The following is a 26,059-nucleotide window of genomic DNA, read 5'->3' on the forward strand; positions in this document are numbered from 1 at the left end:
CGGTAAAGGTTTTTATTTCGAGTTTCCGGTTTGGAGGGATTTCAGTGCGAATTCTTAGCGGTATGCGGTCTACTGGCAGACTTCACCTCGGTCATTTTATCACTCTGGAGAAGTGGAAAGAACTGCAAGACCAAGGGAACGAATGCTTTTACTTTGTGGCTAACTGGCACGGACTTACTTCCCATATAGACGAAACCTCTTCTTTTTACGATTGGAGTCTTGATATAGTGAGAACATACGTTTCGGCAGGTCTCGACCCAGAGAAATCTGTTCTCTTCATTCAGTCTGCAATAAAGGAGCATGCAGAGCTTTTTCTTTATTTCTCGATGCTCGTATCGGTTTCAAGGCTTGAACGAGTACCCACTTACAAGGATCAAAAGGAACAGATAACAGACAGAGATCTTTCAAGCGGCGGATTCTTACTGTACCCTGTTCTTCAGGCCGCAGATATTCTAATGTATCTTGCCACAGGAGTTCCAGTCGGTGAGGATCAGATATATCACGTGGAGTTGACGAGGGAGATCGCCAGAAAATTCAACAATCAGTTTGCCGAGGTCTTCCCTGAGCCGGAACCGATTCTCGCAAAGGTTCCAAAGCTTCCCGGAACGGATGGCAGGAAGATGTCTAAGAGCTACGGAAACTATATCCTAATAGACACAGATGAGAAAGAGCTATGGAAAATGATAGCTCCAATGATGACCGATCCGGCAAGAATGAGAAGGACTGATCCGGGAGACCCTGAAAAATGCCCGGTCTGGGATTACCACAAAGCATTCACTACCTCTGATGAAGAAAAGAGATGGGTTGTTGAGGGTTGCAAGACGGCGGGAATCGGTTGCATCGAGTGCAAGAGACTTCTTCATAAGAATCTAGTTCAAAGGCTTTCTCCCGTCTGGGAAAAACTCGCTTATCTCAAAGAGAATTCAGATGAGCTTTTCGAAATAATCGAAAATGGCAATAAGAAAGCTAGAGAGGTTGCAAAAGGGACAATGAAAAGGGTTATTGAAGCAACGAAGTTGGGGTGGTGAAGATGGAACAACTCGAACTGGTCTTCAGTTTCCCGGAATTTGAAGGACCGCTTGATCTACTGGTTTTTCTTGTTAGAAAACATCGGGTGGATATACGCTCAATTCCAATCACTGTCATAGCAGATGAGTTCATAACACACGTCAACAAGATGAAATCTCTGGACATGGTCGTCACATCTGATTTCCTCGTCATGGCTTCAACCCTTATGGAAATGAAGTCTAAAGCGCTTCTCCCAAGAATGAGTGGCGGCGAAGCCGAAACATTTGACAATCAGAGAAAGGAACTTTACAGGAGAGTAGAAGAGTATAAAGCTCTCAAGGACCTTTCCAAAGAATTTCGGGTCAAGCTCTACGATGCTTACAGCTACGAAAGAGCTACGGCAAAACCGACGGTCGATCAGAAAAGGAAGGAAGATCTCCCCGAGGAACTGACGGAGGCCTTCAAGGCTATCCTCAAAGAGACGGTTCTGAGAGATAGAGTCTATACGATTGTCTCGGAAAGCATCAACGTCGAAGATCGAATGCTTCAGATAGAGCAGCTATACGAGACGATAGAGCTATACAAATTTCTAATGAGTCTCGAAAGCAGGTCGGAAATCATCGTCTCCTTTCTTGCAGTACTTGAGCTGTTGAAATTGAACAGATACTATCTTGACACGGTAGAACCTCTAACTCTCAGGAGGAAGGCTTCGTGAGCGAGGAACTGACAAAAAAGGCGATAATTGAAGCGCTGATATTCTCAGCAAGAAGCGGAATCGAGCCATCGAGAATCGCTGCGATCACGGGCATGAAACTAAACCAGGTAATGCTTCTCCTGGAGGAGCTGGAAAGAGAATACGGAGGTCATGAACACGGAGTTATGATCAAATCCGTCAACGGCAAACTCAGGTTCTATACTAAAGCCTCAATTCAGTCATTTGTAAGTCAGATATCTGTAAGACCTTTAGTAAGCATCACAGATACCCAGATGGAGTCCCTTGCGATAGTCGCGGTTAAGGGCCCGCTTACAAGAAACGATGTAGAACTTATAAGAGGTCGTTCCTCTCAGGGACAGCTCCTGGAGTTATCAAAAATGGGGCTCATAAGCAAGAGAAAATCTAGGCTACCTGGAAGGCCTTATCTCTACAAAGTTACCTCCCGTTTCTACGAGTTGTTCCAGGTCGATGATCTTAAGGAGATAGTAAACGGTTTGGCCTTCAGCAAGGAGGAAGATGATCTTGAAACTTCACGAGATAATCTCTCAGATAACGAACATGTCGAGGAGAAAGTCGACTCAAGCGATTCTGGACGGGAGAGTGAAAGTGAACGGCCGGATCGAGACTTACCCTAGGCTTGACGTCTTTCCCGAGAGTTCGGAGATTCTTCTTGACGGAAATAGACTGATTTTCTCTAGTGAAGAGAAAGTGGTTTATCTCGTCAATAAGCCAATAGGATACCTGAGTGCCATGAGTGATGATCGCGGAAGAAAGACGCTCTCCGATCTAGTCTCAGATCGAATAAAAGAAAGGGTATTTCATGTCGGAAGACTCGATCAGGACAGCTGCGGTCTGATACTCATGACGAATGACGGTGATCTTTCCAATCTTGTTTCCCATCCGGCATCGGAGATCGAGAAAACCTATGTAGTAGGAATAAAGGGAAAATTGACCGATCGCGATCTTGAAGCTGTGAAGGGTGGGTTAACGCTCGGGGATGGATTCAAGACGTCGCCTGCAAAGATAAGGCTTGTGAGAAGCGACGGCGACTTTTCGAAGTATGCGATTACCATTCATGAGGGTCATAAGAGAGAGATTCGGGAGATCTTTAGGGTATTAAACAAGTCTGTATCGAGCCTTGTTAGAGTATCCATAGGTCCTTTGAGCATATCTCTCGTTCCCAATCCCGGCGACATCAAACGTTTGAGCCGCAAAGAGATCGCATTACTGGAAAACGGGGCCCATCGCAAGGCCCCGAAGAAAGCTCAGAGAAAGAATAATTTTGGGAGTTAGAGTTAAAGACTAGTCGGTTAGATCGACGACGAAAGCCCCTATATATGTATCGGCCGCGCCGTAGTATAGTATGAGTCTATCTTCTTCAATCACAGCCCCTTCTATGAATATTACGTTTGGAACCTGCCCTTGTTTCTCCCAAGAAAGTTTCGGTTCTGCAAGAGGTTTGTCGGTTCTCTTGATAATCTTTCTGGGATTCTCGATATCAAACAACGCAGCTCCAGGTCTATAAATCGTGGAGAAATCAGCACTGTTATATATCAACAGAATCCCTTCGTCAGTAATGATTGGCGTTGGCCCCGGTTCAATCAACCTGCTATCGAAACTTCCTTGTCTTGGTTCCATGACGGGTCTGGGGAAAATTGTCCAGTTCTTCAGGTCTGTGGAGTAAGCGAGTTTTATTGAGGAATCACCAAAATACATGTAGTACTTGTTGTCGATCTTCGCAGGTACTATAGCACCGGACTTTGACCAAGTGTCATCTTTGAATACCGGTCCCAGCTTTTCCCATTCTGCAAAGTCCTTTGAAGTTGCGATGCAAAGCCTAGCCTTTCCTCCATCGTATCCCGTGTAAGTAAGGATGTACAGGTCGTCAATCTTAACGATACGGGGATCCTCGCATCCACCTGGGATTTCATATGGTTCTGTTGGGTATATAAGGGGGGAAGGCTCTCTTGTAAATTCAAGCCCATCTGTGGACTTCGCAAGGCCGATTCTGGATGTGCCGTTCCATCTACCCGTGCCACTCCAGTCTTCCGATCTGTAGAGAAGGTAAATTGTAGAGTCTATCATTATGGCGGCCGGATTAAAAACCGCTTTGCTTTCCCATTCGATCCCCTGTGGCATAAGAAGCGGAAAATCAGAAGCTCTCTCCATGGTGTATAGAGATTCGAAATCTATCGAAACGGCAACGCCAATTACACATGAGAAAAGCAGCACAATTACCAAAGATCTTTTCATCAAATCAACTCCTTATCCAGTTCACCACCGTCTCTTTGTCAATTGTGGCAAGAGCGATATGGTTATCGGCTGCGCCATAGTAGACAAAGTACTTTTCTTCATGTTCCACCATCGCATCGGAGAACACAACGTTGGGGACACCTCCGAAAATCTCCCACTCTTCTTCCGGTTCAAGGATCGGTTCATCACTCCTCTTTACAACTTTCTCGGGATTCTCCAGATCAAGGAGCATAAATCCAAGTCTATAAGTTGGACTTGCAGTATTCTCTACTCCGTGATAAAGGACTAGCCAACCATATTCAGTCTCTATTGGCGGGGCCCCCACGCCGATTTTAAGGTTGTCCCACTTACCAGATCTTGGACCGGCTATCGGGGTGAATTCCGTCCAGGTCCTCAGATCTTCCGAATACGCCAGATACATGTCGGGTTCGATCCTATGGAACATGAGATATCGACCTTTCACTTTCGCCGGGAATAGCGCAGCATCTTTGTTATCTACATCCGGGATTATCACTCCGTGACGTTCCCACCTGAGAAAGTCGGTAGTCGAAGCCATAGATATTCGTACGCCTTTTGGAGAGTAGGCCGTGTACTGCATATAGACTTTTCCTTCAATTTCTGTAAGCCTTGGATCTTCTACACCATAAAGCTCCCACTGACTCCCTGGAGTGAAGATCGGTTTTTCGAGGCGGTTGAATCTAACACCATCTAATGAAACGGCGTATCCCATTCTCGAAACCATATCTTCGCCCTGAGCCCTATAAATCATGTGAAACAATCCTTGGCGTTTTATAACGGCGCAGTTGAAAACATACTTGGATTCCCAATGATGTTGCGAGATCGGAGAAAATAGGGGATTTAACGGATGTCTTTCTAGTTTGATCACAACTCTCACTCCTCATTTCAATGACATAGAGATTCCCTGAAGAAAGTACTTTCTGAACACCAGAAATATTACGACCATCGGCATTGTTTGCAATACAGAACCGGCCAGGACTGGACCCAGATAACTCCCGTACTGCATATTAAAACTTGCAAGTAGTACAGAGAGAGGCATCTTCGAATAGTCGCTTACCACAATCAGTGGCCACATGAAATTATCCCATATTCCTATGAAAGTGAAGAGACCTACGATCGATACGGTTGAGCTTGTCAGTGGAACCAATACCTTGGTGATTATCCATAGATCATTGGCTCCATCCATTCTGGCCGCTTCCAGGTATTCGTTGGGAACTGCTCTGAACGACTGTGTAAACATGAAGACTCCCCAAGCAGAGACGAGTGAAGGTAGAATCAATGCCGTTCTAGTGTCTATAAGACCCAGATTTTTAATAAGAACGTACAGTGGAACTATGAATAAAAATCCCGGAAAGATCATCTGAAAGATTATGAAGTTGAATACGGCGTTTCTTCCCTTGAAGTTAAGCCTTGAAAGGGCGAAGCCAACAAGCGCTGAAGATACTAGGACACCGAGGGTAACTGTAACCGAAATGAAGATTGAATTGCCAAGAGCCTGAATAAATGGTCTCTCCATCTTGTCTGCGGCCTCAAGAATGAATCTGTAATTGTCCAGAGTAAACTGACTTGGAAGAAAACCTGAATAAATCTCATTGGTTGGTTTGAACGATGAGAGAAGCATCCATACATAAGGATAAATCCAAAGTAATGAGGCGGCAAAAAGAAATACATAAAGGATTATTGTCGGGACCTTCTTCATACGATCTCCACCTCCCTCTCGATCAGCTTCCTTGTAAGCAATACACAGCCATAGCTAAGTAATGCAACAACTATAGCCAGTGTTGAAGCGTACCCCGGGTTGATCTTCTGGAAGGCTGTCGTATAAATCAGCATTTGAAATGTGTATGTAGTTCTCATTGGTCCCCCTCCAGTAATCAAGAAAGGTTCCGTGAATATTCCGAAAGTCAGAGTAAGAGAGAGAACCAGTACCATGACAATCGATGGGTTTATCAAAGGTAGAGTTATCCTGAAGAACTTTGTCATCTTTCCGGCCCCATCAAGTTCTGCGGCCTCGTAAAGGCTCTCCGGGATTGCCTGAAGACCGGAAAAGAGTATTAGACCGTAGTATCCTATGAATTTCCATGTGACCATGATCGCTATTGAAAGAGTGGCCAGTTGAGGACTGCTGAACCAGGGAACCGTAATTCCAAAAATTGCTCTTGTTAATCCGTTCAAGGGGCCGTTTATCGCGAAGAGCTTCTGAAAAATTATGGAATATGCCACTCCCGATGAGACATTTGCTACAAGAAATGCGAGTATGAAAAACGTTCGGAATAGCTTGACTCTCTTCAATCCAAGGGCAAAGAGTAAGGAAAGACCGAGAACCATGGGGATGAAGTACAGCATGAAGTTAAATGTATTGAAGAAAACTCTCCAGAACATTTCGTCCTGAAATAGTTCTATGAAGTTGTCAAACCAGATGAACTTCCTTGGGGTGAAGTAGTTCCATTTTGACAAAGCAAGTATAACAAGCCACACAAATGGGTAACCCCAGAATATTGCCGTGTATACCAAATATCCCCCAGACAGAGACCAGCCCTTTATTGCATCGATGGTTTTCAGTCTCTTCCTCACTCTCAATCACCCCTTCTCCTAGAAGAGTTCTCTCCTTACTCTCGTAGCAGAGTCTTTAAGTGCATCTAGCGGAGTTGATTTTCCATACATTATTTGCTCTATCAAAAATGTTGTGAGAATTTCCTGAACTTCAACAGTCTTCGTAGTCAAAGCCGGTGGAACGGCGTAGGCAACGTGGCTCGCATAAGCAGCGAACTTCGGATTGTCCTCCATATACTCCTGGAAGATGGGATTCGTCAACAGGTCTTCCCTTGCCGGAGGAAGATTGGTGAACTCCATCCACTTTCTGTCTTTTTCAATATCCGAATAGACCCACTTAATGAATTTCCATGCAGCCTCTCTGTGCTTTGTGGTGGCGAACATTACAAGCCCCTTGGTATCTGCGAAAGTGTAGATCGGTTTGTCCTCCGGATAATCATCGGGAACCGGAGGGGGAACGATTGTTATATGATCGAAGACATCGGGGAAGAGATTTCTCGCCTGGTTTATCTCCCACGGGCCGAAGATCCCTCCAAGGACAACACCGAAATAGAAAGGATTGCTTCCTAGATCAACTGCCGTCCAGTTGTTTCTGAACATGGTATCCATGAATGTGACGACTTTCTCGCCAGTCTCATTGTTGAAAAGCGCTCTGGCTTTTTCAACATCTAGATATGGAGCTCCTTCACTCGCGGCATAGTAGTAGGTTATGAAGTCGTACCATCGGTCGTACCAGTTTCTTCCCATTACCACAAGTGCTCCGTACTTCTCGTACGGCACGGAATACTTCTCGCTTATCTCGTAGATCTCAGAGTAGGTTCTCGGCGGTCTGTCATACCCAAGTTCCTTCAAGATGTCTGATCTCCACCACATCATTATAGGGTTAGAATAGATCGGGAGTACGTAATAATTATCTCCGAACTTCCAGTTTTCAACGATGGAGGTCATCTTTCTTTGCTCCATGAGTTCCCAGAAATCAGGGAAAGAGTTGAGGGGAATAAGTATATCTGCTTCGATGAGTTGTGCGGCGAATCCCGAAAATATGTTCGTACAGATATCTGGCATTCTTCCGGAAGCGATTGAAGTAAGGATAGCCTCTTCTGAGGTTCCCGCAGCGGGAATAGTCGACCACTTGATCTGGATATCGGGGTTGTTTTCATTCCACTCAGCCACTACTTCCTTCCAGAAGCTTTCTTGGAGAGGATTGGGCGCTGTCCAGAAGACAAGTTCAACGGCGAACAATCCCACAAAGAGACACGAAAACAAAGTTAACAGAATCAATCTTTTCATGTGATTTACCTCCCTTTCTATAAAGTGCTTTCTCTCTGGACAAATTCAGTGAATAGGGAAATCTTTGTTGGACGCGGTTCATTACCAATTAGCAGACTTTGTAGCCTCCTAGATCCAACTACTCCCATCTCATGCTTGAATATCTTGAAAGTAGTCAGCGAAGGAGTAGTGGCCGAGGAGTTGACGATATCATCGAAACCCAAAATCGACACCTCCTCCGGTATCTTTATTCCTCTGGCTTGTAGCTCTTCCATCGCTCTTATCGCGGCTGTGTCGTTGCATCCAAATACGGCATCGGGAAGTCCATATCTAGAAAGCAACAGATCGATGATTGCGCTCATATTATCATTATCTTCATCGTATTCATAAGCTTTGGGAAGATATCCGGCGCCTTCCATTGCAGAAATGTAGCCATCAAAGCGATCCTTGAACCCAAAGTGCGAAAGTGGTCCGTGGATATTTACAATCTTCTTGAGTCCTTTTGAAATTAGTTTCTTCATTCCGTAAATTGCACCGTCATAACCGTCAGATACAACGCAGTCGACCTTTACGCCAGCGAGATACTGATCAATCAGAACAACCGGTTTCTTAGTCTCCTTTGCTTTTTTTATATCCTCTTCAGTAATCTCTCCACCTATCAGCAGGTATCCATCGTAGTCTTCCGAAAAATCATTTGAAGGAACAAGACTTCCTCGCATGTTGTTCCCCGCGAAAAACTCTTCTATTCCTTTGAGGACAATTGTGTAAAACTGATCGGATTGATCCGACAGGACGCGAAATAATCTCTTTCCTGCAACAATTCCAATATTGAACGCGAGCTTTCGACTTGCCAGAAAACTCGCGACTTTTGAAGGCTTGTATTCAAGTTCCTCGACGGCCAGCATAACCTTTTCTCTTGACTTCTTGGAGACATACCCACTTTTATTGAGCACTCGGGAGACGGTTGCTGTAGATACTTCGGCCAATTTAGCAACATCAGAAAGCTTAGCGGACAAAATTATCACCTCAGTATATGTAAACGCTTACATCTCTAGGATAAATATACCCTTATTTCGACTAGATAATCATGTCTATTCTAGATCCTTCTGGGACCTTTAGAAGCTTTTAAACATTGTAGAGCTTAAATTTCGCAATATTGCTTTTATTTTCCGCCTTGATGGCTGCCAGGTAGCAATTTTGGTCAAGAGATAAAGATAAACTTCACTAGAGGAAGATTAAATAATACAACAGCTTACTATAATATGTGGATGATCAAAGCAGCTCTAAAGACTTTTAGAACAAGAACGCAATTAGATTCTATAATTTGAACAATATGTAAGCGATTTCATATCGACCTTAGGGAGGTGTTAATATGAAAAGGTTCTTGGTTCTTTTCTTCATAGTATTCTCAGTTTTTTCTGTTGCTGAAACAGTGAGAGTTCCGGTGTCTGTCAGCTCCTTCACTGGAGAACCCATTGCGGTAACGATATCGATGAGCGAGATCCTTGATCTTGTTGGAGTTGACTTTGACGCTAACTGGGATTCGCTGAGAGTAGTTCAGGATGGGGAGGAGCTTCCTTATCAAATTGACGATACCGATCTTAATGGCAAACTGTCGTCCGGGGATGTTATGGCCTTTCTGATTACAGGACCGGCAGAAATCACGGTTACCGACGATTTCGATATTCTTCCACCGGAGTTCGATGCAGTGGGAAAGGTTGTGGAGGAAGAAGGACAGTGGCTTATCGAGATTGGAGAAATAACTGCAGTAGCGAATAGCAAGGGTCTAGTAAAGGTTACAGGCTTTGGAGATGTAGAGGGCACGATAGTAGACGAACTGGGAATTGTGAGAATGTCCGGCTACGTTGGATCTACATACTACGTAGATGGTGAATACGGGCGACATGAGGAAAAGACAAGTGGAGACTTCATAGTAAAGGAAGCTACAGTTCTTCCGGCAGGCCCCGTAGGAATAACAGTAGTCAGCACGCTTGAAGCCCAACCGTTCCTCGGAATAACCCAAAAGATAATCACAACATTATTCAGCAATGGAGATATCATTTCTCATAACACCTTCGAATTTGCGACATACGCCGAACTAATGAAACTGCAAATAATGGCAACAAGAGTATTGACTGACGCAGCCGAAGACACGGTCCATACACTCCCGGTATTCAGAAGACTTCTTTGGGCCGATCAGCTGAATATTACGCCGCTAGAATATTGGCTTGATAGAAATGCGATCATGTTTTCCGGAAACAAACCTTACATAGTTTTTCCGGCTGTCGATTCGATGAGACCTCTCTGGTGGGGTGCAACATACATTTTTGCCTCCCAGGAGAGCTGGAGAGCCAACTACTCGCAGTCGTTGAAGACTGGTGTAGCAGAGATAAATCCAGAGGTCCCAGTCGTGGTCGCCGACTATGAAGAGTGGATGGGTGGCCTTACCTGGGTATATGAGAGCAGAGAATTCAGAGACGGATACTTCGAATGGATGCCAGGTGAGATCGATATCTTCGAGAGTACGAAAGACTACGTATCATCGAATTGGGAAGACTATGTAAAGCACTTTGTGGCAGGAGATGTTGTCAGTTTCAAGAGGGTTTACTCGATATACAGTGCCGACTCGATAGAGGACTCAATAGAGTTCGTTGAAATGAAGAAGTCAGAGATTCAATCACTCAAAATCGGAGAATAACTGATCCTTAATGAAGGGTGAGAGGCTTCCTCTCACCCTTTTCTTTTGGAGGTGCTTATGAAGAGAGCGTTGATCATTCTAGTACTTCTTATTTCGTTGATGCTTTTAGGAATTGAAGTTCAGATTGATCTGGATCATCTTGAGTTTCTCAGAGATCATTTTGTCGTTGAGGGAGAAAGTGTAATCGGTTACTGGATCTATGCAGACAGGCTTCCTGACGGCAATTACAGGCATGCCGACGCTCAGGGCGAAGGAGTGACATGCGTCGACGATGTAGCAAGGGCTGCAGTTCTATATTTGAGGCTTTTTGAAATCTCTGGAATGGAACAACACTACGATCGCGCTAAAGAAGCTCTCGAATTTGTTCTTTCCATGCAGGACAGTGATGGAGATTTCTATAATTTTGTCTTCGAGGATGGTAGCATCAACAGAAACGGTCCCACATCAAGAAAAGGAGGCAACTGGTGGGCGGCGAGAGCTCTGTATGCTCTTGCGAAAGGGGCTCGGGTTTCTCAGAATCTTGATCCAGAGTTTTCGATGCGCTTGGCAGATGCGGCCCAACGTTGTTTTCGAAAAATCATCGGTTTTGAGCGCGACGGTCTTATCCAGGGATACACCGATCTTTCCTCAGTAGTTCTTCTTGGAGCGGCAGAGTTGTATTCCATGAGCAACGATGTGCTATTGGGAGGTTTCATAAAGAGATGCGCAGCCGCTCTGCAGAGCAAAGTCATTCAGAATGAGGACTCGATTTTCAATGGTCTTGTCGACGAATCATCGCCTTCAGAACCGAGATACTTCTGGCACGGGTGGGGTTCAAGACAGCTGGAAGCGTTGGCAGTGGCGGGAGAGATTCTGGGAGACGACAGCCTTCTTGAAATCTCGACAGAATCATTCAAGCAAAGCTCTTTGCTCCTTATAAACGCGGGGCCCCTTTACTCAATTTCGAGCTATTTACAGCTCTTCCCGCAGATCGCCTATGCAGCTGAATCGGCAATTTCAGCGGGCTTCAGACTATATCACTTAACCGGCGATAGGGATATTGCGGCCATAACGGCTCTTCTTGGGAGTTGGTTCCTTGGGGTCAACAAATTGAATCAGTCAATGGTAGGAAAGAACGGGGAGGGATTTGACGGACTTGAGTTCTCACATGTGAACAAAAATGCGGGAGCGGAATCAACAATTTCCATGCTTCTTTCTCTGGAAAGAATCAAGAGACTTCCCGAAGAGTACGGAGATCTGTTCTCAGCAGCGATAGAGGTTCTCACCCCGGTAGTGGTTTTGGAAGCTGAATCTATGAGGGCGGGCCTTTCAGAATCGGAGATTATTCAGAGTACTGGAGTCTCAGGAAGTGCGGTGACCAAAATTTCCGGAGCATTTAGCTTACGTCAACCAGTCACCCTCGTAGAGGCTTCCTATTCAGTCTTTGCAGCTATAAATGAAGCAAGAACGAATGAAGTGGTTTTCACCTTGAGACTCGGAGAATCAAAATCGGAAAAGACGGTAAAAATCGAAGAGAAAACAGTGCAGAAGCTAGGAGTCCTCAAGGGAAATGGAAAAGAGACAACGCTTACGGTCGGAGGAAAACTGAGCGAAGGAAGCTTTGACATCGATCAGATCATTCTAGTGCCAGACATCGTTGCAGTTTATCTCGTTGAAGATGACGTATCGATTGTTTTCAATTTCAAAGGGTGCAGTGAATTTGACGAGGGAGTATCCGTAATCGATGGCAGGGTGTTTGAGAGAGAAAAGAGCGTTTTACAAGTACCGGTGCTTCCAGTAAGCCTTATTGAGATGAATGGTTTTGTCCATCTAGATCTGCTCAAGTATTTCGATAACAACGGAATTGCTACCTCTGACGAAAGGAAAACAGCAAACTTCGATAATCCTCAGGGACTATTCGGAGCTTCCTACATATCCTCAGAGCTTGAGAAAGCTATCGATTCCGGTTCTCTTGCTGTAGAAGACACCGAATTCATGGTTAATGTAGACGGAAACGACAACTTCAGGCTTACAGGACAGGCGCTGACATTTTCGGCAGAAATGTTCGACAAGATCTGCATTCTTGGTGCGGCGAATCACGGTGATTACACAGGCGAAGCTCTTCTAATTTATGAAGACGACTCTCAGCAAGTGATTCCATTGTCTTTTTCCGACTGGTGTGGAGGTCCCTCTACAGGGGAGAAGATCGCCTTCGAGTTTTCAGGTAGATATGATAATACAGGCAACACGGAGAGAATAAAATGCATGTTGTATTACCGTTGTGTCGATCTTCTTGAGAAGCCTTTGAAGGGAATAGTATTACCTCAAATGCCTAATGTTCATGTTTTCGCAATTTCTCTTTCTAGAGCTGAACCCGGTTCTCAGGAAGAGTAACTGCGGATTTTAGAACATAAATTTTGATGTGGAAGACCGATTGCATGATAAGAACATATGCCCTTTAGAAAACTAGATCCCAAAATGAATTCGGGATGACACTGAACGAGATCCCGAAAGAGAAGTCTCAAACAGGAGAGCTTTGGGGCAGACTCCACGGGATGACAGCGAATGGTTATTCGAAAATTCGCTGAGGGTTGAATATGTAGAGATCTTTCAAAGGCCACTGTAGGGATTACATCCTCAGCAGCACTGAAAGCCGTGAATGGGTCAACTGCTTTCGTTATCGAGACCCCAGACCCTATACTCTATACCCTGCTCCTAATTCCATGCCGAACTTCTTTCAGCATCTTGATCTTGGCTTTTGAAATTGACCAAGAACGAAGAACAGATCCTCGCTCTTGAACGAATAACAGGTTTCCCTCGGCGAACGGCGAACCAATTTCTTTGCTCTTTCCAACGCCTTGACAGCAACCTCCGCCCCCGACTTTTTTGGCAACTTGGAACTGATCCTTTATTCTTTCAGACCATCAGCACCATATGCCACCACGAAGCCAGGTGTCAAACCTTGACACTGTATCTGGCCAGTGATAGAATCTACTATACGGATGCGTAGCTCAGCGGAAGAGCGCTTCCTTCACACGGAAGAGGCCACAGGTTCAATCCCTGTCGCATCCACCAGAATAGATAAGGGAGTCAACTGGACTCCTTTTTCGTTTTCCTTCGTGTTCTCTTTGGTTTGTCTTGCTTCTTTGCGAACTTGATCTCATATGAGGTAGGAATAGGCCACGTAAAGCCCACCGAGACTTCTCTTTTCAGAGATTTGGCAAGATTCTTCTGGTTTTCTGGAGTAAGGATTCCCGACATGTTCTGATAAACCTGAACGGTTGCCGAGCTGATAGTTTCATCTTCAAAGCCTCTCGCGAGATCCTTCAGCAACCTCTGATAAACTGCTCTCGGGGACTCGATTCTCCCGGTTCCCTTGCAAATCGGGCAAGAAGAGTATAACTTGGATCCAATGGCTGCAGACGATCTCTTCCTTGTCATTTCTAGAAGTCCCAACCTCGTGAATCCCATGATCATTGTCCTGGCCTTATCTTTCTTGAATTCACCTGTTAGACTTGAAATGATCTTTTGACGATCTTCATCGCTTTTCATGTCAATGAAGTCGATTACAACGATTCCGCCTATGTTCCGGAGTTTGAGCTGTCTTGCTATTTCTGAAGCTGCCTCCAGGTTTGTATTTAGAGAGGTTTCGGAAACGTCGTTGCCGGAAACATTGCTTGCCGAATTGACGTCGATTACCGTCATGGCTTCAGTTCTGTCTATGTAGATGTTTCCTCCGCCGGGTAGAGAGACCATTCTCGTGTAAAGGATCTTCATCTTCTCGTACACTTCTTCGCTTGCGAAGGCGTCGCCCTCGACATATCTTACGACTGGTTTGAAGCCCGATTTGAACTTGCTGATTCCGGCCACTACGTCGTGCCAAAGCTCTTCCGAGTCAACCACTATTTCTTTCGTGTTTTCTGTAAGTCTCTCTCTAAGAATGTACTCGACAAAGGATGGTTCCTCGTATAAAATCTTTGGTTTTCTGCTTCTCCTGAACGTCTCGCAGATCTGATTCCAGTTGGTACGCAGACTCTCAAGCTCTTCTTTTATTGTCTCGTCGCCAACACCGAAAGCGGCTGTGCGGAATATCACACCTTCCTTGTTTTCTAAAGTGGACTTCGCAACTGCGGTAAGTCTTTGTCTTTCTTGCTGGTCCGTAATCTTCTTAGAGATTCCGATATGTTTTGAAAAGGGAGTGTACACCAGACTCCTTCCGGGGATGCTGACTTTCAGAGTTATCTGAGGTCCCTTCGAGCCGATAGGATCCTTGCTGACCTGTACGAGAACCTTGTTATTCTTTTCAAGTTTTGGTTGTCCCGATGCATCCTTGAATCTTAGAAAAGCATTTCTTCCAATTCCAATATTTACAAAAGCCGCTTCCAGACTGGGAACAACATTCTCTACCTTACCCAGATAGATATTTCCAGTGACACTTTCGCTGTCCATATCTTCAAAGAATATCTCTTCGAGTTGATCACCGTCAAGCGAAGCAATTCTGACCTCGTCTTCGATTCGACTGAAGACTATAGTCTGTGTTCTGTTATTCTGTATTCTTGCCACCGCCCTTTCATTTCTATAGACAGAACTAGATTTCAGTTTTTCTACAACCAGTATATCTCATCGGATAATAAAAAAGCGGGCCACCTTCAGGTGGCCTTTCGCTATTCAGTCATTTCAATTATTCCTATGGATCCATTCTTTCTGGTATAGAGAACATTCACTTCATCTGTGTCAATATTTCTGTAAACGAAAAAAGTGTGGCCTAACATCTCCATTTGAAGCACGGCCTCTTCCTCGGTCATAGGTTTAATAGTGAACTTCTTGCGTCTTGTTATCATTGTGGAGTGGTCTTCCTCAAACTTGGAGGGAATTGAATCGAGGTTTTCCTTAAGGCCGTTTTTGTGTTTGTAGCGAGTTCTCTCCTTGAATCTCTTAATCCTTCTCTCAAAGGCATCCGATGATGAATCAACGACCGTATAGAAGTCACTGCCCTTCTCCTCGACACGAACCATGACACCTGGCAGGTGGGCGGTCGCTTCGATCTTGTAAAAAGCTCTTTCCTTCGAGAGCCTGAGATCCATCGAGATTAGCTTCTCCTCGTTGACAACTTTCGACACTTTCGAGAACCTCTTGTCGATGTAGTCTTTCATGGAGTCTGTTACAGTTACGTCTTTAGAGTAGATGTTGTAATCCATGATAACCCTCCTCTCGCGTGATGTGACTCAAGTTGCGTTATTACATGTTATCACAATATCAAAGACCGTTACAGTGCATGGGGATCATGGTCCTTCTAGGGAACCTCTCTCATGGTTTCGATCTGGAACAGTTCTACTGAGCACAGATTATCCCAGCTGTTCTTGAAAAGAGAAGCGAGTTGAACTGGAAGTATTTTGAACCTGTCAAGTTCATCAATTCTTACCCACTTCGCATCGACCAGAGTTGGGATTCCCGGATTATCTGGATCTGATCCCAGCTTCAACTTTCCTGAGACATAATCGCAGGAGAATATCACCTCCAGAAGGCTTTCTCTTTTGAATTCCTGAAGTGCAATGACAGAGCGTGGGGAAACCACTACTTCAGTCTCCTCCCTTATCTCTCTCTTGATTGCACTGAAAAGATCTTCGTCTGATTCGACAAAGCCGCCAGGGAAACACCAGAAGGGAGGTCTGTCGTGATGCTCATGACGAACAAGAAGGACAGATTCGTCTTTAACAATGAGAGCTCTCACTTTAATACGATGTGTATTCTTCATATGCACACCTCGACCATACCTCAACTTAAGTATATCACCTCTCCGCTCGTTGATTGATATAATGTGAGATGAGATAGGAGGTTATGGGATGCGCTATTCAAGAGTTAGAACGGTTACAACTGTTGGTTTGAAAGTTCTGGATGTTCTTGTTGAGCTGGATATTGACAGCAGGGCAGTCATCCAGGAAATGGATATTGTAGGTCTAGGAGACACCGTTATTAAGGAGAGCAAGAAGAGGGTGAAGAGTGCCGTCAAGAATTCTGGGATTGAGCTTCCAAATGGAAGGATAACTGTGAACCTCGCTCCTAGCGATGTGAAGAAGGAGGGTTCTTATCTTGATCTCCCGATAGCTGTAGGACTTCTAAAAGCCACTTCAAAGATTAACGCCGACCTATCAGACTTTGTCTTCTTTGGAGAGCTAGGTCTCGATGGAAGCTTGAGAAGAGTAAGGGGAGTATTGCCGATTTTGCTTTCACTTTCAAGAAGGGCAAAGGGTATGAAGATAGTGCTACCTGCTCCTAACAGACAGGAGGCTTCAATAGTAGACAATTTGACAATATTTACGGCCGATAATCTGAACGATCTGGTCGGTTTTCTAAACGGGTATATAGAGAAGTCTCCCATCGCTTATTCGCAGCCAGAACTTGGTAATGTTAGTGGGCCGGACATGTCTGAGATCAAAGGTCAGGAGTTTGCCAAAAGAGCTTCCGAAGTTGCTGCTGCAGGTGGTCACAACATCTCTCTTCGAGGTTCACCAGGATGCGGCAAGACAATGCTTGCACGCAGGATTCCGTCAATTCTTCCTCCTCTGACTATGGAAGAGGCTATTGAGACAACGATGATTTACAGTGTTGCGGGCCTCCTTGGAGAGAAAGGACTAATAAAGGAGAGGCCTTTTAGATCGCCGCATCATACTGCATCGACAACGTCCATTGTCGGAGGAGGCAATGACGCAAAGCCGGGCGAGATTAGTCTGGCTCATAATGGAGTATTGTTCATGGACGAGTTTCCGGAATTCAGAAGAGATGTTATCGAGGCTCTCAGACAGCCGCTAGAGGATGGAGTGATAACAGTGGCCAGGGCGAAGCTAACTGCGACATATCCAGCAAGGTTCATGATGGTTGCTGCTCAGAATCCCTGTCCCTGCGGGTGGTACGGAGATAAAACTAGAGAGTGTACATGCTCTTGGTATGACATACAGAGGTACAACAGAAAGATCTCGGGTCCAATGGAAGATAGAATAGACATCTTTGTGGATATGCCAAGACTAGATTTCGACAAGTATATGGAAAACTCGACGACAGAAAGCTCGGACGAAATTCGGAAGAGGGTCATTGCGGCAAGAAAGAGACAGTCGGAGAGATATGAGGGAATGAGCATATTTTCGAATAGTCAGCTCGGTCATGCCTTGCTGAAAGAATACGTCCCACTCGATACTGCATCGAGATCACTTCTTTCGGCGGCCATGGATAAGATGAAATTAACCGCAAGGGCCATTGATAGAGTTCTAAAAGTAGCACTTACAGTTGCCGATCTCGAAGAAAGCAAAGTCGAGGCCAGGCACATTGCAGAGGCTTTGCAGTATCGAAGAAAGACCTAGAGTTCATAGTTCAAGGTCTTCATAAGAGATCTTACCAGAAGAAAACTAAACGGAATGACGAACAATGAGTAAACAAGCACCGAAGAGATCTTACCAGAAGAACACTGAACGGAATCACGAACAATGAGTAGACAAGCACCGACGTGATTCTTCCAAAGTTTGGTAAATAGACCCATGTTGCAATACCTATTAAGAACAGATAACTGAGACCGAACCATCTGTATCTGGGAGAAAGCTCCGTGCAAATAATAATAACGATACCGGGCAGCATTTCTATCAAAGCGACCGTAGAAAAACCGTGGGAAAAAAGAGCGAATCCTACAAATATCAAGCCCACCGATCTTCCAATGATTGAAACCAACTGCCTTCTCTCAAGAGTGAATCCGGAGAAAAAGACGGCCTTTGCAACAAAAGGAATAAGGATGAAAGAGATCGCGGCGTCGATCGTAAGGGTGTAACTCATACCAATATAAAAGATGGCTAAAACGAAGCTTATTCCTAAAGCCATATTAGATGAAAGGCTGTCGATTGTCTTCTCCCTTTCGTCAAATCCGGGGATTAATCGGAGCATCCTCAGTGAAGGAAAGAGGTAGAGGCCCAGCAAGAGTAGAGAATACCAGCCTACCGCCGTCTTAATGAGAGAAACTGATAGGATAATTATGAAGACATCAAATATCAAGATACCCGTTTTAAGCAACAACCTAATCACCCTCTTCCAGTTCAAAGAGTTCTTCGACAGTACAGTGAAGAATATTTGCGAGCTTAAGAGCAAGTTTAACTGAAGGTTTGAATTTCCCTTTTTCGACCGCGATTATTGTCTGCCGGCTTACTCCGGCCATTCTTGCTATATTGTCCTGTGTCATTTCTCCATTCTTGAATCTAAATTCCTTCATTCTGTTCTTCATAGCCATCACCTGGGTCAAGTGTACATAATACTTTACATAATGTCAAGTATTATAAACATTTCATTTTTGTAGCTCAGCCTACTCAAGTAAAGATATAACGTTTGAAGAAAGGAGTAAAGAGTTTCTTTTGTCATAACGCATAAGTCACACTATAAGACTAAAAGACTAGATTGTTTTTGAGATGTTCCGGGAGGTGGATACATGAAATCGGGAATCTTAGAAAAGATTGATCTTGCTTTCAAGTCTGTGAATCCTCGTCTGTCGAAGGTCTTTCTGCCATGGACAGTGAGAAATCCAAGATACATTCGTGGTTCTGCCAAGCTCTTGGAAGCATTCAAAGAATCTGAATCGTTGAGAGACTCTCTCCTTAAGGAAGGATTAGTGGTTCCTCCAATAATGATACTGGGTATCACTAACAGGTGTAATCTCAAGTGCAAGGGATGCTTCGCAAGTGCTCTCGGCAACTCCGGAAGGGAAGGGCTACCTACGGTAAAGGGATTATAGACAGCGAAGATTGGGACAAAGTGATTGATCAGGGCAGAGGGCTCGGGATTTTTACTTTTCTTGTCGCGAGGGGCGAATTATTCGTGAATCCACACGGGTCACATTTTTTGAGTGGTTTGTTTCTTCGGTAATTCTGTCTTTCAGAAAATAGATAATCTCTAATGCGTAAAGAGGTTATGAATAGAGCTTTTGGTCGACATACTCTTTCTGATTGTGCTACGAAGGAGAACAGGACTGGAGATATTTATATCTAACTTCGTCACAGAAGAATTCTTCGAGTAATTCATCAGTCGATATTCTTTCGGCTACACCAGATAGGTGCTTGTCGTCCAAATTGTAGCTCTACTGATAAATCATGTCTAGCCATTCCAGTTTATCAGTTTCAGTCTCTAGAGAAGGAACTCAGTTGAAATACTCCTGATGGTTTATTGGTCCTTAAACGCTGGCTTCATTTACCATCTAAGCGCTTTCCACTGAAGAAAGCAACCTGTCTTTCAAGATGTGAGCATATTGCTTCTATGTCTTCTAGATCTACTCTGTTTTCATCTTCTCGCTCGGGATGAAAGGCAAAACGCGGATCCATGTGAACGATCACTCGATCACGACGATTCTTTAGTTTCTTAATTCGTTCTGCAAGGAGGGCTTCCTCTCTATCAAAATCGTCCATTATTCGATATAATTCGCGTCGAAAGTGTTTTGGGCAGCCTTGTCGGATATACTCTCGAAAAGTCTTCATGGTGAAGCCGCTGTTGCGTACCAGTTTGGACGCCCTTATTATAGAGGCATCGAAAAGTGAATCCCTTATCACGGGGTGGGTTGAAGTTTTGTAGAGCTCGATGTCGACCCTGAGAAGATCTGTCTCGTCTTTAAGAACCTTCAGTCTTACAAGGTAACCCTTTTGCTTTTCCGGTTTGACCATAGAAAGAACATCCATATTTCAATTATAGCTATTTGCGAAGAACAAAGCTAGGAGAAAAATAAAGAGCGGGAATCACCCGCTCTTCACTTACTTTTCAATAATAACCTTAAGGTGTCCACTTCGTGTATATCATAGGTTGCTGAACAGGGCCTGCCACAAAACGCTCTGTCAAAGTCCATGACGTAGTCGAAGGACTTCCACCCTTTATTGCCGTGTAACACTTGTACAACAATGCGGGCAGGGTGTCTATGGATTTGCTAGAGGCGTAGGATGTGACTTCTGACCAGCCTGTGCCGGTAAAGGAAGAGAGTTTCTGCAGGAAGTCACCCGACCACTCAACATACATGTCTGAAGGATTGTAATCCGCCGCGCCACCTGCGCTGTCCCAGTCGGGATAAGCCCCCTTGGTAGCGGTAGTTGTAGTTATTATTATTTCGACATTTGGAGGGATAACGCCGGCGGATTTCAGACCCTCAAGCCAGCTACCAGAATGGCAGGATTCGATGATTATGCAGAACTTCACGCCAGAGTGTTCGAGTATATAAGTTCTCAACTGATTTGCGAAGAAAGTCGTTCCCCCGAGATTCATGAGGTTCGTGTTTCCATGCGCAATAAAGTACAAAGTCATATAGTTTACCTTTTCAGTTGTCAGTAGCTCATCCATTGCGGCTAGAACGGCAATCCAGTTCGGAGCAGCTGCGCCCGAAACATACTTCACGTCACGCACTCTGTCAGTTCCCATTATTGTCTTGAAAGCGTTGGACATAAGATCCCGTACATCTCGAGCCTCCGCGTAAAGATTCTGTGTGGGAGTGAGTCCACTGGTAATTACGGCCCCCTTTATCCTGAAAAACACTTGTGTCCAGTCAACAACAGTTCCAGTGATTATTTCCCTGACATATTTCCACTTGTCCCAAATAACTGCTTTAGCATAGAGATTCCGATCGCTCAAAGGTGAAACAATGTTTCCGTTAATCGTTGGCCAGCCTTCGGTGTCTTCTTCGAAGATAATCTCGTTTGTCTTTGACACAACGACGAGTTTCCCAGGGTGATCGTAGAATGCACCGGGAGCTTCATCCAGATAGAAGAAATAACCTGATTCATTTATGCCTTGCAACTGATACTGGAGTTCCTGGCCTCCAGCCGACTCGGATCCGATGATATCGTCCTGATCGACTTCTCCCAGATATAGGCCGGTAAATGGGCCTTCCGGTTCTCCTTCCTCCTCTATGAACTGAATGAACTTTCTTGTGGCAGCTACAACAGGGTCTTTTGGAATACAGGAAGATATCATGAGCATTGCAACGAGAGCCGCAACAATAACTATTGATACTCTTTTCAGCCGCATAATATCACCTTCCCGTCATGCGGAGCTTTCCTGTTCATATTCGAGCTGTATGTCAATAAGTCATTGTGCACGCAGATTATAGTATTGAAAGAAAGATATTTAAGTTTATATTGACTCAACGATCGATTACGTTATAAATTCGATTGTTAGAGTTTTTAGCGTAAGATTCTGTGTTTAATGTGAGTATCGTAGTAATGGCACAACAAAAAGACAGAAGTAAATCGGCAGCGGTACTTTTAAGAGAAAGCAGATATTTCAAAATGAAAAAGAGGGTGTTTCCACCCTCTTATGATTATGCATTTTGATCAGTAATACTCAATCTCGCGAGTTTCTTCTTCTTCAACAGTTGCAGTCTCTTTCCAGGTTTCTTTTTCGAGATCAGCAGCGTTCATTACATAATAGCCTACTTTATGCATATAGTTTCCCATTGAATCATATTCATACTCGTATACAACGGCCTCTTTCTCTTCACCAAACGCGCTGTCGGATATTCTCAGAACAACATCGCCCATCTCGTTGTATTCAAGAATAGATTCAATAGGTTCCGGTTCGCTTCCGGGTTCTGCGAACATATACATGTACTCCAGTTCTCTAATGCTCTGATTCTTAGCGTTATATTCGAAGACTGTTTTTGTCATTACCATGCCCATCATTCCGAATGACTCTTCAATTAGATTTCCGTTGTCATCGTACTTCATCGAGATAGTCATTTCAATTTTCTGGCCTTCGCTCATTCCAGATATCTTCTGGGCGATCAGTCTTCCTGCCTCATCATATTCCATGATCAAATTAGAGTCGCCTTCGGAGTCTTCAACAACTATTCCAGCAATTCTTCCGTTTTCGACCTTTATTTCGTCGACGTTTTCCTCAACACCATTCTCTCTCCCCGATACAGAAAGAAGTTTCCCATTACTGTCGTAATTGAAGAGTATTGCACTCTGTTCATTACCGTCTTTGTCATATTCAATCTGCGAAACAAGACTGCCATTCTCGTTGAAGAAAAGAACACTGTATCCAGAGAGGACGAGCTCCTCGTCGACTCCCAGATCCATTTCGTTCTCCGGGTATAATATTTTTGCTGACTTAACGGGTCCCCTCAATCCGAAATCCTCGGTGCTCATAGGAATCATAAACTCCGATTGTCCAAGAGCAATCACAGAGAAAACGAGCAAAACCAAAAATAGAGAGATTCTTTTCACTGCTACACCTCCATGTGCAAAGTTACTATAATCATACAGGAGTTGGATAAAAACGGTATCATTTATCTCTCCTATAGGCGGTATTATGATGAAAGATTTCTATGTTGATAAGCCCTCTTTTGAGGAGTCAAGACGGATTATGGAGAAGATGTATCACTCGATTCCCGAATCGAGTAATGGTAGGTATTCGCTTTCAGAACTCAGGCCAATTGAGGAAGTCTACTTTGATTTTTTTAAGAGAGGCGATAAATTGCTTGTTTTGAGAGGCCAAGGAGAGATAATTGGGCATATCCACTTTGGGCCACAGAGGGACGAACGGTTTTCTTCCAATTTATCTGGACACATCTATGATCTATATGTCAAGAAAGGGTACAGAGGAGAAGGAGCAGGAAGGACTCTTCTTAGGTCTGCTTTGGAGGAAGTTAAGCCTATTTTTCAGACAATTACCGCCAATACCTATAGATTCGGAGCTGGATGGCATATGCTGAAAAGTGAGGGCTTCAATGAAAAGAGAATTACGTTCAGTACCGATAAACGACTTTCACACTCTAGGATAAATGCCTTCGAAATCTTCCGCGGTCTTCCTGATGATCTTGGAAAAGTCTTTGTCGAGATCTCTTCTTCTCCTACAATAGTAAAACGCCAGCTTCAAATGACGCCAAGTGAGCTGTTCTTCAATCTGAATGAAATCATGGACTCTGGAGGTAGAATTCTAATTTGCCGGCAAGATGAAGAAACGGCGGGAGTTCTAATCTATTCTGTCTTCGAAGATCTTATGACTTACAGTCTTCTCGGATTTATAGAATTTGTTTTTGTCAGCGAACGTTTTCGTCGAATGGGTATAGGAAGAAACCTACTTTCATTCCTAAGTGAGTATCTATTGATTAGGGGGGTTGAAGAATCCTTCTTTGAATGTGTATTTGAAAGTGATTATCACTTCTGGTCTAGAGCCATTGGTATGAAAGAATTTTCAGTTCTTCTCGAGAAGAAGGTGGAAAGTTAAGAAGAGAGAAGGATTTCTGAATGAACGTGATGGTCATCTGATCGAATTTGAGTCCTCATCACGATAATTCTGACCAATTTGAGGGATTGGAAGCTGATGCTATAATTAATAAGTCAATCAAACTAAAGGAGAATCTCCCTTGCATAACAAACGTCTTCCACTCTTGCTGACATCTCTGTTAGTGTTCTTTGTGATGTTCGGTTTTGGTTTGCTCTTGCAGCTGAAGCTAAGAGAGCTTGGGGCTTCACTTCTTATGGTCGGGCTTCTTACAACAGTGAGAGGCGCTGTAGAGACTTTTGGTTCTCCGGCCTGGGGAGCAATATCTGACGGACTTAAGAAACGAAAACTACTGATGATATTACTTGTACTCACGCCGGCCTTTCTCTACTTTGCCTATTCAGTAATTGAGACTCCCATAGTATTCATTCTCTTTTCTTCATTAATTGCTTTCTTTACCGCTGGATTCGAACCTATAGCAATGGCTCTGAGCACTGAGCATTCACGGGATTCGGTCAGGAATACTTCAAGAGAACTGTCGATATTGAATACTGCAAATTCAATCGGAATGCTAACTGGCAGAATTATGCTCTCGATTCTTCTAGTCTTTTTCACTGTGAGCCAGGCTATAAACTGGTATGCATTCGTTGCTCTGATTGCTGTCATACCTGTCCTTTTCTTGAAGGAAGAGAAACACCTCGTCTCTCGTAGAAAGGGCTTCTTGAACAGGTTGTTCCCCTTGAAAGAGGATTCTACGCCTCTCTGGGAAAATGGATTATGGGCTGTCTATGCTGGTACTTTCTTGAGACAACTTGGAACGGCTGGAGCCACTTCGATAATTGCAATATATATGACTGAAAGAATTGGTTTGTCAGGAGCGGCTACAGCAATCATTACTTCGATAAACCCCTTTATGCAGATCTTTTCTCATATATTCTTTGGAAGGGTGATATCTAAAACTGGACCAAGAAAGAGCACACTGATCGGCATAGGTCTAACAGTATTCACAATGGTTTTCTTTGCCGTGGCAAAGAACTGGGTCCTCATTGCGATTGGGTACTTCTGCCTTGGCATTGCCTTTGGAGCCTTCATAAACGGTGCCGGTACTATGGTATCTCTCTGTTCACCGCCGGGGAGAAGAGCCGAGTTTCTGGGACTTCTTAGGTCGGCCAGAGCCATTGGTTTTATGGTTGGGCCATTGCTGGCCGGAACTGTTGCGGAATATTCTTATTTCGGCATGTTCATTATGATGGCTTCACTCATTGCAACTGGAGGACTAATCGTAATTGCTTTTACGAAGGAACAATTCGTTACAGGCTGAGTTAAATCGGCGTATGATAATCTATTAGAATCTCAGGAATGATATGAGATCATTCAAAGTACTTGGGGCAGTTCGGGCAAGAAGAATAGTCAAAGCGGAGGTGAAGGAGTTTGCTGAGATACATCGTGAAAATCCTTGTGTCATCGGTAATAATCGCTCTTGTTTCTGAAGTCAGCAAGAAGTCTGGATACATTGGAGGACTTATAGCATCTTTACCTCTTACTTCCATGCTCGCGCTTTTCTGGCTCTACAACGATACAAAAAATTCAAGTAAAGTTGCAGAACTCTCAACCGGTATTCTAGTGTTTGTTCTTCCTTCTCTAATTTTCTTTGTCGCTATGCCATTGTTTCTCAGAAGAGGCATCAATTTCTACGTTGCACTTGCCTTGTCCAGTGGAGTCATGATGGCAGGCTATGCCTTCTTTTCGCTCATCCTTTCAAAGTTTGGAGTGAGATTATAATAGTTCTGACTTGAGTGAATTGCTTGACCTCTGTTCGAGAAGCGGTTTCTTGCTGAGTGTTTCACAAGAAAGTCCTCGTTATACTTATGGATTCCCAGGTCTATGAAACCTGCTCCTATAACTGTCCGAGCCCAGAATTTGAATTTGCTGATTCTCTTGAATATCTGCGCGACCAGCTTCGTGCTTATGGCAATTCCGATGGCAACAACGACAACAGGAAGGCCGGTTCCGATTCCTCAGATAGCAGGAATCAACAGCCTGGACTGTTCATTGATGGCGAGTGGTATTACGCTTCCAAAGAATAGTACAGCCAATACAGGGCAAAAGGTGAGGGCGAAGAGAGAACCGAGAATCAGGGCACCAAGCAGACCTTTGCTCTTGATCTTCTCTTGAGGCTCATTGCCTAGATCTTTCACCTTGTTTCTGAAACTCAACGGAACTCAAGAAGGAACATGCTTACGATGATCATTATCGGACTTTCTTCGCGTTTGCCCCCATTACTGGGCATGTTTTGCAACGGATGGTGCCACGAAAATAGTAAAGAACTGAATAAT

26 protein-coding genes and 1 tRNA gene are annotated in these 26,059 nt (G+C 44.2%); 13 read left to right on the forward strand and 14 right to left on the reverse strand.

Translation table 11 applies throughout. The features are described 5' to 3' along the window. Positions 1–44 precede the first annotated feature (44 nt). Genes trpS through V513_RS13505 form a run of 4 tightly spaced genes read left to right on the forward strand, consistent with a single transcriptional unit; the run spans position 45 to position 3,016 of the window. Positions 45–1,028, forward strand: a complete 984-nt coding sequence (trpS, locus tag V513_RS13490; RefSeq protein ID WP_099773137.1) for a tryptophan--tRNA ligase — start codon at positions 45–47, stop codon at positions 1,026–1,028. Between the two features lie 2 nt (positions 1,029–1,030). Continuing rightward, positions 1,031–1,723, forward strand: a complete 693-nt coding sequence (locus V513_RS13495) for a segregation and condensation protein A (protein ID WP_014731350.1) — start codon at positions 1,031–1,033, stop codon at positions 1,721–1,723. After that, complete coding sequence (scpB, locus tag V513_RS13500) at positions 1,720–2,358, forward strand: SMC-Scp complex subunit ScpB (RefSeq protein ID WP_014731351.1); 639 nt, start codon at positions 1,720–1,722, stop codon at positions 2,356–2,358. Before V513_RS13495 ends, scpB begins: the two co-directional genes overlap by 4 nt. Continuing rightward, positions 2,240–3,016 (forward strand): pseudouridine synthase, encoded by a 777-nt coding sequence (locus V513_RS13505; protein ID WP_257212153.1) that lies wholly within the window; start codon positions 2,240–2,242, stop codon positions 3,014–3,016. Before scpB ends, V513_RS13505 begins: the two co-directional genes overlap by 119 nt. Before the next feature lie 9 nt (positions 3,017–3,025). Here V513_RS13505 and V513_RS13510 read toward each other — a convergent pair whose 3' ends face one another. From V513_RS13510 to V513_RS13535, 6 genes are read right to left on the reverse strand one after another with little or no spacing between them, the layout of a single operon-like run. Then, a complete protein-coding gene (locus V513_RS13510) occupies positions 3,026–3,976 on the reverse strand; it encodes a glycoside hydrolase family 130 protein (protein WP_099773139.1) in 951 nt (316 codons plus the stop codon). Positions 3,977–3,980: 4 nt separating this feature from the next. Further along, positions 3,981–4,862 carry a glycoside hydrolase family 130 protein gene (locus V513_RS13515; RefSeq protein ID WP_099773140.1) on the reverse strand — a complete coding sequence of 294 codons (882 nt, stop codon included), beginning with the start codon at positions 4,860–4,862 and terminating at the stop codon, positions 3,981–3,983. A gap of 12 nt (positions 4,863–4,874) precedes the next feature. Beyond that, positions 4,875–5,693 carry a carbohydrate ABC transporter permease gene (locus V513_RS13520; RefSeq protein WP_099773141.1) on the reverse strand — a complete coding sequence of 273 codons (819 nt, stop codon included), beginning with the start codon at positions 5,691–5,693 and terminating at the stop codon, positions 4,875–4,877. After that, positions 5,690–6,574: a carbohydrate ABC transporter permease gene (locus V513_RS13525; RefSeq protein WP_014731356.1), complete on the reverse strand. Its 885-nt coding sequence runs from the start codon at positions 6,572–6,574 to the stop codon at positions 5,690–5,692. The genes V513_RS13520 and V513_RS13525 overlap by 4 nt, the downstream gene beginning before the upstream one ends. A gap of 12 nt (positions 6,575–6,586) precedes the next feature. Beyond that, positions 6,587–7,837 (reverse strand): extracellular solute-binding protein, encoded by a 1,251-nt coding sequence (locus tag V513_RS13530; protein ID WP_014731357.1) that lies wholly within the window; start codon positions 7,835–7,837, stop codon positions 6,587–6,589. Between the two features lie 17 nt (positions 7,838–7,854). Further along, positions 7,855–8,832: a LacI family DNA-binding transcriptional regulator gene (locus tag V513_RS13535; RefSeq protein ID WP_099773142.1), complete on the reverse strand. Its 978-nt coding sequence runs from the start codon at positions 8,830–8,832 to the stop codon at positions 7,855–7,857. 356 nt (positions 8,833–9,188) lie between these two features. Here V513_RS13535 and V513_RS13540 point away from each other — a divergent pair, with 356 nt between their 5' ends. From V513_RS13540 to V513_RS13550, 3 genes are all read left to right on the forward strand, one after another. Continuing rightward, positions 9,189–10,514, forward strand: coding sequence for a hypothetical protein (locus V513_RS13540; protein ID WP_014731359.1), 1,326 nt, complete (start codon positions 9,189–9,191; stop codon positions 10,512–10,514). 57 nt (positions 10,515–10,571) lie between these two features. Continuing rightward, positions 10,572–12,887, forward strand: a complete 2,316-nt coding sequence (locus V513_RS13545) for a hypothetical protein (RefSeq protein ID WP_099773143.1) — start codon at positions 10,572–10,574, stop codon at positions 12,885–12,887. Positions 12,888–13,493: 606 nt separating this feature from the next. After that, a tRNA-Val gene (locus V513_RS13550) sits at positions 13,494–13,568 on the forward strand. Positions 13,569–13,583: 15 nt separating this feature from the next. Here V513_RS13550 and V513_RS13555 read toward each other — a convergent pair. The 3 genes from V513_RS13555 to V513_RS13565 form a co-directional block, all read right to left on the reverse strand. Next, entirely contained in the window at positions 13,584–15,056 is a 1,473-nt protein-coding gene (locus V513_RS13555; protein WP_014731361.1) for an Rne/Rng family ribonuclease, read from the reverse strand. 101 nt (positions 15,057–15,157) lie between these two features. After that, positions 15,158–15,691, reverse strand: coding sequence for a ribosome hibernation-promoting factor, HPF/YfiA family (gene hpf, locus V513_RS13560; RefSeq protein WP_099773144.1), 534 nt, complete (start codon positions 15,689–15,691; stop codon positions 15,158–15,160). 95 nt (positions 15,692–15,786) lie between these two features. After that, positions 15,787–16,248, reverse strand: coding sequence for an NUDIX domain-containing protein (locus V513_RS13565; RefSeq protein ID WP_014731363.1), 462 nt, complete (start codon positions 16,246–16,248; stop codon positions 15,787–15,789). An 88-nt stretch (positions 16,249–16,336) separates the two neighbouring features. Between V513_RS13565 and V513_RS13570 the strand changes: the two genes are divergently transcribed. Continuing rightward, a complete protein-coding gene (locus V513_RS13570; RefSeq protein ID WP_014731364.1) occupies positions 16,337–17,848 on the forward strand; it encodes a YifB family Mg chelatase-like AAA ATPase in 1,512 nt (503 codons plus the stop codon). Positions 17,849–17,879: 31 nt separating this feature from the next. On the opposite strand, the gene V513_RS13575 is transcribed toward V513_RS13570, so the two are convergent. Both V513_RS13575 and V513_RS13580 read right to left on the reverse strand, forming a co-directional pair. Beyond that, positions 17,880–18,545, reverse strand: coding sequence for a hypothetical protein (locus V513_RS13575; protein ID WP_143752439.1), 666 nt, complete (start codon positions 18,543–18,545; stop codon positions 17,880–17,882). 4 nt (positions 18,546–18,549) lie between these two features. Further along, a complete protein-coding gene (locus V513_RS13580; protein ID WP_014731366.1) occupies positions 18,550–18,753 on the reverse strand; it encodes a helix-turn-helix transcriptional regulator in 204 nt (67 codons plus the stop codon). A 201-nt stretch (positions 18,754–18,954) separates the two neighbouring features. Here V513_RS13580 and V513_RS13585 point away from each other — a divergent pair, with 201 nt between their 5' ends. Next, complete coding sequence (locus V513_RS13585; RefSeq protein ID WP_014731367.1) at positions 18,955–19,257, forward strand: hypothetical protein; 303 nt, start codon at positions 18,955–18,957, stop codon at positions 19,255–19,257. Between the two features lie 448 nt (positions 19,258–19,705). On the opposite strand, the gene V513_RS13590 is transcribed toward V513_RS13585, so the two are convergent. From V513_RS13590 to V513_RS13600, 3 genes are all read right to left on the reverse strand, one after another. Beyond that, complete coding sequence (locus V513_RS13590) at positions 19,706–20,176, reverse strand: hypothetical protein (RefSeq protein ID WP_014731368.1); 471 nt, start codon at positions 20,174–20,176, stop codon at positions 19,706–19,708. 106 nt (positions 20,177–20,282) lie between these two features. Next, positions 20,283–21,524 (reverse strand): hypothetical protein, encoded by a 1,242-nt coding sequence (locus V513_RS13595; RefSeq protein ID WP_014731369.1) that lies wholly within the window; start codon positions 21,522–21,524, stop codon positions 20,283–20,285. A 305-nt stretch (positions 21,525–21,829) separates the two neighbouring features. Beyond that, complete coding sequence (locus V513_RS13600; RefSeq protein ID WP_014731370.1) at positions 21,830–22,723, reverse strand: RHS repeat domain-containing protein; 894 nt, start codon at positions 22,721–22,723, stop codon at positions 21,830–21,832. Between the two features lie 88 nt (positions 22,724–22,811). Between V513_RS13600 and V513_RS13605 the strand changes: the two genes are divergently transcribed. The 4 genes from V513_RS13605 (at position 22,812) to V513_RS13620 (ending at position 25,810) form a co-directional block, all read left to right on the forward strand. Beyond that, a complete protein-coding gene (locus tag V513_RS13605; protein ID WP_014731371.1) occupies positions 22,812–23,726 on the forward strand; it encodes a GNAT family N-acetyltransferase in 915 nt (304 codons plus the stop codon). 139 nt (positions 23,727–23,865) lie between these two features. After that, on the forward strand, positions 23,866–25,044 hold the full coding sequence (locus V513_RS13610) for an MFS transporter (RefSeq protein ID WP_014731372.1): 1,179 nt from the start codon (positions 23,866–23,868) through the stop codon (positions 25,042–25,044). A 110-nt stretch (positions 25,045–25,154) separates the two neighbouring features. Next, positions 25,155–25,505 carry a DUF3147 family protein gene (locus V513_RS13615; RefSeq protein ID WP_014731373.1) on the forward strand — a complete coding sequence of 117 codons (351 nt, stop codon included), beginning with the start codon at positions 25,155–25,157 and terminating at the stop codon, positions 25,503–25,505. A gap of 56 nt (positions 25,506–25,561) precedes the next feature. Continuing rightward, complete coding sequence (locus V513_RS13620; protein WP_143752440.1) at positions 25,562–25,810, forward strand: hypothetical protein; 249 nt, start codon at positions 25,562–25,564, stop codon at positions 25,808–25,810. Positions 25,811–26,059 lie beyond the last annotated feature (249 nt).

It is taken from the genome of Mesotoga sp. H07.pep.5.3, from assembly GCF_002752615.1.
In the GTDB taxonomy this organism is placed as follows: Bacteria; Thermotogota; Thermotogae; order Petrotogales; family Kosmotogaceae; genus Mesotoga; species Mesotoga prima.